This is a genomic window from Halorubrum amylolyticum, assembly GCF_004114995.1.
GTDB lineage: Archaea > Halobacteriota > Halobacteria > Halobacteriales > Haloferacaceae > Halorubrum > Halorubrum amylolyticum.
The window spans coordinates 20,199-27,644 of sequence record NZ_SDJP01000036.1; the positions used below are offsets into that span (position 1 = coordinate 20,199).

The following is a 7,446-nucleotide window of genomic DNA, read 5'->3' on the forward strand; positions in this document are numbered from 1 at the left end:
TGAGGAGAACGGCCCGTGGCATGGCTGAGGAGAGACGAACGAGCCACAAATAACCCGATTAATAGGTCTTTTTTCCGATATATAGGACTACAACTACGAACGTACACCTACAGAATACCGACGGAAACGACGGTATCGACTCGGCACCTCGGCTCGGCAGATACAACGCATCCACCCTCAACGAGGGCTGCCGTCTCCAGTCGACCTGCGGATTCAAGGGCGTCGCTCTGCCACGTCTACGCATGGCAGGACCGGACTCCGCCGAACTCCGGCGGGTCGTCGACGCGTTCCCCGCGGATATCGACGGGACGGACCGCGTCGACGACCTCCTCGACGGGACGTACGGCAGGCTGACACGCGAGTGGTACCCCGATCTCAGGATCGTGACCAACTCGTACGCCGCGGGCGACATCCTCCGCGAAGCGGTGCTCGAACACGTCGAGGCGGTGCCGTCGTTTCGGCTCTCGGACGGCGCGGCACCCCTTCAGGACCGACGGCAAGCGCTCGTGGAGGCCGGCGCGCTGTTCGACGAGGTGACCGAGATCGCCGGCTGGTACGCGACCCTCCGGTCGCTCGTCGACGACGACCCGGACGACCTGACTCGCTTCGAGCGCCTGCTCCACGGGTTCGGCTACGTCCTCGCGCACGGGCTGTTCCTCGGCGCCTCGTCGCCCAAGCGCGTCGTCCGGCGGCTCCGGCTGGCGTACCGCGCGGTCGGCGTGCGCATCGACGACACCACCTCTGAGGCCGGCGCCGAGCGGACGGCGTTCACCTGTCCGTATCGCGGCGTCGGCGCCGGCATCCGCGGCGAGCGGTGGGTGTGCCACGAGAAACTCGACCGGGTCGACGACGGCTACGTGACGTACCTCGCCGAGCGCGGGATCGACTACCAGCGACCGAGGGGGTGTCGAAACACCGAACAGTGTTACTCGACGGTCGCGCGGGACGCGCCGGCGCAGTGGTGGCCGAAGACGCCCCCCGCCGCGGTCGACCCGTCGCCGTGACCCGCGATCGACGGCCGCGGCGCGATCGGCGGTCTCGCCGCGCTCGGCGATCCCGTCGCGAGCGCTCCCACCCGCCGCCGACCGAGGCCGAGTCGGACGCGGAGCGCGCCCGACGCGTCCAGCGTGCGTACGCCGCGTGGGCGCGGATCTACGACCGGTTCGCGTGGGCGACCGCCTCGGTCGGCGGCGTCCGCGCGCGCTGCGTTCGGGCGCTCGACCTCGATCCCGGCGACACCGTCGTCGAGTTCGGCTGCGGCCCCGGCGTCAACTTCCCGGCGTTGCGCGAGGTCGTGGGACCGACCGGTCGCGTCGTGGGCGTCGACCTCACCGGCGCGATGCTCGACCGTGCCAGCGCGCTCGTCGAGCGGCGCGGGTGGGAGAACGTCTCGCTCGTCCGCGGCGACGCCACCGAGCCGCCGATCCGCAGGGCGGACGGCGTCCTCGCGACGTTCGTCACCTCCCTGTTCCCCGACCCGTACGCGGTCGTGAGCGACTGGTGTGACCGCGCCGACGCCGTCGCGATCGCGTCGTTCACCCCCGGGGGGAGCCCGCCCGCGAACGCGGCCCTCTGGGCGTTCGCGCGGCTGAACGCGCGGCTCTTCGACGCGGAGTCCGGCGACCCGCTCGGGCAGTTGGCGGAGCGGACGGCCGCCGCCCGCCGCGCCCTCGACGACCGGATGACCGAGGTGGATCGCGAGCGGTACCTCTTCGGGACCATCGCGGTGCACGTCGGCCGTGACCCGGTGCGGGAGCGATCGCGGTGAGCGGGGTTGAACGGGACCGGAGCGCAGGCGGTCGATTGCGGTCGTGCCGGAACGCGTCAAGCGGCCACGTCACACCGCCTCGGGGTCAAGCCCCGGGGCACTCGCCTTGTTTCTTCTGTAGGTGTTGACGGGCGAGGGGAGGTGAACCACGCCGTCGTCGGAAGCGGAAACAGCAACGTTTAGCGCGCCCCCGGTCCCACACCGCCCATGGACTTCTTCGAGACGCTCGCGGACCGGATCGAGTCGACCGACAGCGTCGTCTCGGTCGGGCTTGACCCCGACCCGAGCCGGCTCCCCGAGTTCGTCGCCGACGCCGACCTGCCGCGGTGGGCGTTCAACCGCCGGATCATCGACGCGACCCACGAGCACGCCGCCTGCTACAAGCCGAACGCCGCGTTCTACGAGAATGCCGACGGCTGGCGCGCGTTGGAGGAGACGATCGCGTACGCCCACGGGAAGGACGTGCCGGTCCTCTTGGACGCCAAGCGCGCCGACATCGGCAACACGACCCGGCGCTACGCCGAGGCGCTCGACCGCGCCGACGCGATCACGGTGAACCCGTACCTCGGCCGCGACTCGCTCCAGCCGTTCCTCGACCGCGAGGGCAAGGGCGTGTTCGTCCTCTGTCGCACCTCGAACCCGGGCGGCAGCGACCTACAGGACCTCGAACTCGCCTCCGGCGAACCCCTCTACGAGCGCGTCGCGGCGCTCGCGGACGTGTGGAACGGCAACGGCAACGTCGGCCTGGTCGTGGGTGCGACCGCACCCGAGGAGCTGGCCGAGGTCCGGGAGATCGTCCCCGAGATCCCCTTCCTCGTCCCGGGCGTCGGCGCGCAGGGCGGCGACGCGGAGGCCGCGGTTGAGCACGGCCTCGCCGATCACCCCGATGCCGCCGTCGACGTGGGGGTCGTCAACTCCTCGCGCGGGATCATCTTCGCCGGCGAGGAGTCGAGCCGCCCGGACGACGAGGCGACCTACTTCGGGGCCGCGGGCGACGCCGCCAAGCGGCTGAAAAAGCGGCTGAATCGGTATCGATAGCCGCGGCGACCGCAAACTCGACTCACTGCTGACGGCCCTGTGCGCACGCCGCGCAGGCCCCGGCGGCGTCGTTCCAGTGATCCTCGCAGACCGCGCGGCCGCACCGCGGACACGCGTGCCGCGCCGGCGCAGCCTCGCACACCTGACAGATCCCGGTGACGCTCATGGAGTCCATCGGGTCGGGCCGCTTATGAGTGTCGGGGGCGACCCCCGCGTATGCGCCAGTTCGTCGTCATCGGCCACGACGTGCCCGCCGATCCGGACGCGATCTCGCTGTCGGACATCCCCGGCGCGGGTCGGCTCGACCTCCTCTGCCGGTGCGTTTCCGCCGGCGTCTTCCTCTCGCACGGCATCCGCGAGGACGTTCGCGTCCACCTCGTCGCCGCCGACGAGTTCACGGCCACCTTCGACGCGGACGGCCTCCGACACCTCCACCCCGACGAGCGCAACGTCGCCGCGCGAATCCGGGACGCGATCGACGCGCAGGCGGACGCCATCGGCCACATGCCCGCCGACGTCTCGCCCGGCGTCGAGCTCCGGCGGATGGGGCTCGACGCGACGCTCGACCGGCTGCTCGACGCTCCCGGCGCCGGCGGCGCGGGCGCCGACGACGGCCCGACCCTCGTCCAGCTCCACGAGGACGGCGACCCCCTCGTCGACGCCGCGCCGCCGACCGACCCCGTGTTCGTCCTCTCCGACCACAACGACTTCACCCCGGCCGAGCGCGACCTGCTCGCAGACCGCGCGGAGCGCCGCGTGCGCGTCGGCCCGAAGCGCCTCCACGCCGACCACACCGTCTCGGTCGTCCACAACTGGCTCGACACCGATGGCTACGAATCCTACTGACGACCGGCGCACGACGACCGTGCCGGCGACCGACGACCGGTTCGCGGTCCCGCTCCGGGGCGTCGCCGTCGACCGCGAAACGCGCTGCGCCCACTGGGACAGCGCCCTCGACGTGGTCGCGCTCCGGTTCGGCTGCTGTGAGACGTACTACCCCTGCGACGCCTGCCACGACGCCGCGACCGACCACGCGGCCGAGCCGTGGCCCCGCGACCGGTTCGACGAGCCGGCGGTCCTCTGTGGCGCCTGCGGCGCGACGCTCACCGCCCGCGCGTACCTCGACGGCGGCAGCGAGGTGTCACACGCCTCTGGCAGCGAGGGACAGAGTCCCTCTGGCAACCGGGCTTCGTCCGGTGACAGCCGGACGCAGTCCGGCGACGACGCCTGTCCCCACTGTGGCGCCGCGTTCAACCCCGGCTGCCGGCGGCATCGCGACCGGTACTTCGAGGCGTGAAGCGGTCGTTCGGTGGGGATCGCGCTCGGCGCGGCCCCCGATCGCCCCGGCTTTCGGAAAGGTTAAAAGAACGAACGGCCTTCCTGAGAATGCGGGCCGGTGGGGTAGCTTGGTATCCTTCGGCCTTCGGGTGGCCGTAACCACGATTCAAATTCGTGCCGGCCCACTACCCCCTTATACTTTTTCCACCCTTTACTGACAGGTAACGGCGGTTCTACGGGGTGGTCTCTGTGAGCCTCGGTTCGCGTTCGAACTCCGACTGTCATCTCACCGCAGATGGTCCGGGTGAATTCTGGTGTCCTGTCTGCGGACAGAGATGTACCAGCAACCTGACCACGGGGATCGAATACGGCCACGCGCTCGACTGCCCTGAGCGACCGGCCGAACTCTCGAATCCGAGCGAAAAGTGAGCCGGCCAGCTGCGCGCCGGTCCACCTCCCCACGGATCTGGCTCGATCTCGTCCGCTCCCACACCGCGCTTCCGGTCAGTATCTCCAAGCGGTCGGCGACCTTGTGGTCCGTGAGGTCCGCCGGACGCGGACCGAACGGCGCCGACCGCGCACAGGCGACCGAAGGTCGCCAAACGGGTGGCGGTGCTGTTGCGGTCGCGCGCACACCTGGAGGTGAGCGATGAGCGCGCCGCGGGAAGCGGATACGGATGCGGCTTGGCTTTCCAACGGGACTTACCCCGCGTTGGACGATACAGGCCCTAATTCACAGGAACTCTCTCACCGACCTCCCGATCTCCCAACTGTCGAAGAACGCATCTCTGGAATCATCGACCGATACGAGGATCGCGTCTTCGAACCCATCTCCACCGTCCACGGTCGGAAGCTTCGCGAAGAAGTTCTCGAAGAGCCTGAAACGGTGACTCGGGTCGTTGAGATTGGTGAAACCGAAGAGAAAACCATCGAAGAAACCGTGTCGCGCGGGTCGCTCCCGTTGATCGTCGCGATACAGGAAATGCTCGAATGGTACGAAGGGTATCGCGACAAGTTCCTTCGGATGGCTCGCGGTTCCGAGATTCGGAACGATTACGAATCGTTCCTCATCGACATGGACAACAGCCTCACACCGAAGTATCAGTCTACCCAATACGCACGTCTCAAGGCCTTAAAGCGTCAGTTCATGGGCGGAGAATATCCCTGCGGTCGTACCTGCGAAGCCGAGTTCTCCGAGCCGGTTACGGTACTGTTCGGTCTGACCGCCTCGTCGCTCGACGATGATGGGTCGTTTCGTCCGATGGCCGACCACGATCGGGAGATTCGCGATGCGTGGTCAGGCTCTTCGAACTCGGTGAAACGAACGCTTCGATACGTTCTCGAAGAAACTCTCGGGCTCTCTCCCGGTGAATACGCATGGTGGTGGCAGTCAGAACCCCATCCCGGTCCACAGAAAGATGCAACGGGGTACTCTCACAGCCACCCTGTTGTCATCCTCGATGCAGCTGCGACCTCGACGAGTATCGCGACTGACCCAGAGACCTATCGCCCGATCGTCGCGAAACACGTCTCTGAGTGTGAGGGTGCCGGCTGGTCCGCTCACGATATGGAGAGAGCTGTAACAGTCCGCAAAGACGACGAGATTCAGGACTTCGCCGGCTACGTCTCTGAATATCTCGCCGTCGCGCCGGACCAGGACCTCCTCGAACGCTCCGACGAATATCTGATGTGGGCCGCCTCCCAGTGGGCTACGACGACGCAGAAATACAGCCGTTCGCGATGGGCGACGGCAGCCTGCAAAGCGGATGCCTGTCAACAGCAGTATTTCGACCCCGAAACCGAGCAGACGGTTCAACATGGTGACTCGATCGTCCGATCCTCGAAACTAGGACTCACCTACGAATGCGCTGAATGCGGGTCTCCTCACGGTCTCGACCAATCTGAGCCATCACTAGCACGCTCGCGTCTGTCTCAATCTGACCAGGAAGAGACCGACGAGAGCGAGATAAAACGATCGCTTGCAGAACGATGGCCATCGGCGCGATCGGCCGGGTCGCTCGGTTCGAAAACACGCGCTCGGCAATGTGATCACGACGAGCCGGATACCTGTCCACTCTGTGCGACCGAAACCGAAGCGCCAAATCACACGATCTCGGGAGAGGTGCCGATACCAGAATCCGCGGAAGCTCCACCTGCTGAGAGGCGACGAGACGGGTTCGAACGGGAACCCGAATGGGCACCTGATGCTGTCGTGCAGCTCTCGACAGAGGAAGAAACCGAAATCGGCTCGCCCGGCGGCACGGCCTACGGGAAGATCGTTGTCGAGGGCGTCGGTTCAATCATGGATACGACGAACCTCCCGTACCTTCCACAACCTGACCTCCTAGAAGGTCCGAAACCGTGGCAAAACACTTCTTTGTTTGATGAGTCTGACGTTCGTTCTGGACGTGTTCCGCCGCCGGAGCTGGTCGCTCGCGAATATGCTGAGCGTACCCCTACAGGCGAGGGGATATTATCAGAACCTTGTCCGGGGTGTGGTGAACGGACGAAAGCGCACTCATCGTCGGCCGGTGGCGAAACTGGATGCGTTACATGCTCGTTCGATGATGAAGTGGAGTCTGTACCCTCGGTATCGGTACCGAGTAGTGCTGTCCACCAGGTGACGCCGAAGCAGTGGTCTGACAGTTGGTACACCAACCGATTCGAGAGACAGTCATCGCCCGAACCGGAACTCGGCGAACGCGAACGGGTCGCGGTTAAGGAGCTGGTAGAGACGACTGGCGAAACGTCGCCGATCTCCATCGCCGGCCAGCTCATGCTCCCGCCGTCCGCGCTCGACGAAATCCGATCTACAGTTCAAAGTACCATATAAAAAGAATGAATTATAGCTACGCTTGCTATTGATTCTGAGTTTTACTTTCACTCTGCACGGGTTTCTGTTTTATATACAAATCGCTCACACTTGCAATTGTAATGGCGAGCGAAATGCCAAGTGCGCCGGACGGCTTCGTTGATGCCGCCGCGTCTACGTCGGATGGATCGGAAGCGATCGAACTCTCTTCGGGTGAAACCCTGTTCGGGCCTGTACTCGATATCACCGAGGGAGAAGGCGACTACGGTCCGTGGTTCCGCCTCACAATCAAGGACAAAGACCGGGGCGTCGAGGACTACTTCGCCGAAGACGAGGTGAAGACTGCGCTCAAACAGGGCAACCTCGAACGTGGTGATACCGTCTGGATCGCCCGCGGAACCGAAGAGCAGGAGCTGGACGACGGTGGGTCCTACCTTCCGACCTTCTGCAAGATTCAGAGCCTGTCATAGAAAGCCTCCCAAGGGAGGCTGCAGGGTTTGGAAACTGTGTCCACCAGCTCCAACGCCCTGCAAAACGTAGCTTCGGTCAA

At 65.9% G+C, this 7,446-nt stretch carries 7 protein-coding genes and 1 tRNA gene; all 8 read left to right on the forward strand.

From position 1 onward, the window contains the following. Positions 1 to 242 precede the first annotated feature (242 nt). On the forward strand, positions 243 to 1,004 hold the full coding sequence (locus ESO89_RS16265; RefSeq protein WP_128906484.1) for a hypothetical protein: 762 nt from the start codon (positions 243 to 245) through the stop codon (positions 1,002 to 1,004). Further along, positions 1,001 to 1,768: a class I SAM-dependent methyltransferase gene (locus ESO89_RS16270; protein WP_128906485.1), complete on the forward strand. Its 768-nt coding sequence runs from the start codon at positions 1,001 to 1,003 to the stop codon at positions 1,766 to 1,768. Before ESO89_RS16265 ends, ESO89_RS16270 begins: the two co-directional genes overlap by 4 nt. A 207-nt stretch (positions 1,769 to 1,975) precedes the next feature. Further along, positions 1,976 to 2,806 (forward strand): orotidine-5'-phosphate decarboxylase, encoded by an 831-nt coding sequence (gene pyrF, locus ESO89_RS16275; RefSeq protein WP_128906486.1) that lies wholly within the window; start codon positions 1,976 to 1,978, stop codon positions 2,804 to 2,806. A 216-nt stretch (positions 2,807 to 3,022) separates the two neighbouring features. Then, positions 3,023 to 3,652 (forward strand): tRNA (pseudouridine(54)-N(1))-methyltransferase TrmY, encoded by a 630-nt coding sequence (gene trmY / locus ESO89_RS16285; RefSeq protein WP_128906488.1) that lies wholly within the window; start codon positions 3,023 to 3,025, stop codon positions 3,650 to 3,652. Continuing rightward, positions 3,633 to 4,103, forward strand: coding sequence for a CHY zinc finger protein (locus tag ESO89_RS16290; protein ID WP_128906489.1), 471 nt, complete (start codon positions 3,633 to 3,635; stop codon positions 4,101 to 4,103). The genes trmY and ESO89_RS16290 overlap by 20 nt, the downstream gene beginning before the upstream one ends. A gap of 93 nt (positions 4,104 to 4,196) precedes the next feature. Next, positions 4,197 to 4,269 (forward strand) — tRNA-Pro (locus tag ESO89_RS16295). A 464-nt stretch (positions 4,270 to 4,733) separates the two neighbouring features. Continuing rightward, positions 4,734 to 6,917 carry a hypothetical protein gene (locus ESO89_RS16300; protein WP_128906490.1) on the forward strand — a complete coding sequence of 728 codons (2,184 nt, stop codon included), beginning with the start codon at positions 4,734 to 4,736 and terminating at the stop codon, positions 6,915 to 6,917. Positions 6,918 to 7,018: 101 nt separating this feature from the next. Further along, a complete protein-coding gene (locus ESO89_RS16305) occupies positions 7,019 to 7,366 on the forward strand; it encodes a hypothetical protein (RefSeq protein ID WP_241686275.1) in 348 nt (115 codons plus the stop codon). Positions 7,367 to 7,446: the final 80 nt, after the last annotated feature.

Excerpts from the sequence above, each read along its gene's own strand:
- ESO89_RS16265 (WP_128906484.1), top strand. The coding sequence starts at position 243 with ATGGCAGGACCGGACTCCGCCGAACTCCGGCGGGTCGTCGACGCGTTC.
- pyrF (WP_128906486.1), top strand. The coding sequence starts at position 1,976 with ATGGACTTCTTCGAGACGCTCGCGGACCGGATCGAGTCGACCGACAGC.
- trmY (WP_128906488.1), top strand. The coding sequence starts at position 3,023 with ATGCGCCAGTTCGTCGTCATCGGCCACGACGTGCCCGCCGATCCGGAC.
- ESO89_RS16290 (WP_128906489.1), top strand. The coding sequence starts at position 3,633 with ATGGCTACGAATCCTACTGACGACCGGCGCACGACGACCGTGCCGGCG.
- ESO89_RS16300 (WP_128906490.1), top strand. The coding sequence starts at position 4,734 with ATGAGCGCGCCGCGGGAAGCGGATACGGATGCGGCTTGGCTTTCCAAC.
- ESO89_RS16305 (WP_241686275.1), top strand. The coding sequence starts at position 7,019 with ATGGCGAGCGAAATGCCAAGTGCGCCGGACGGCTTCGTTGATGCCGCC.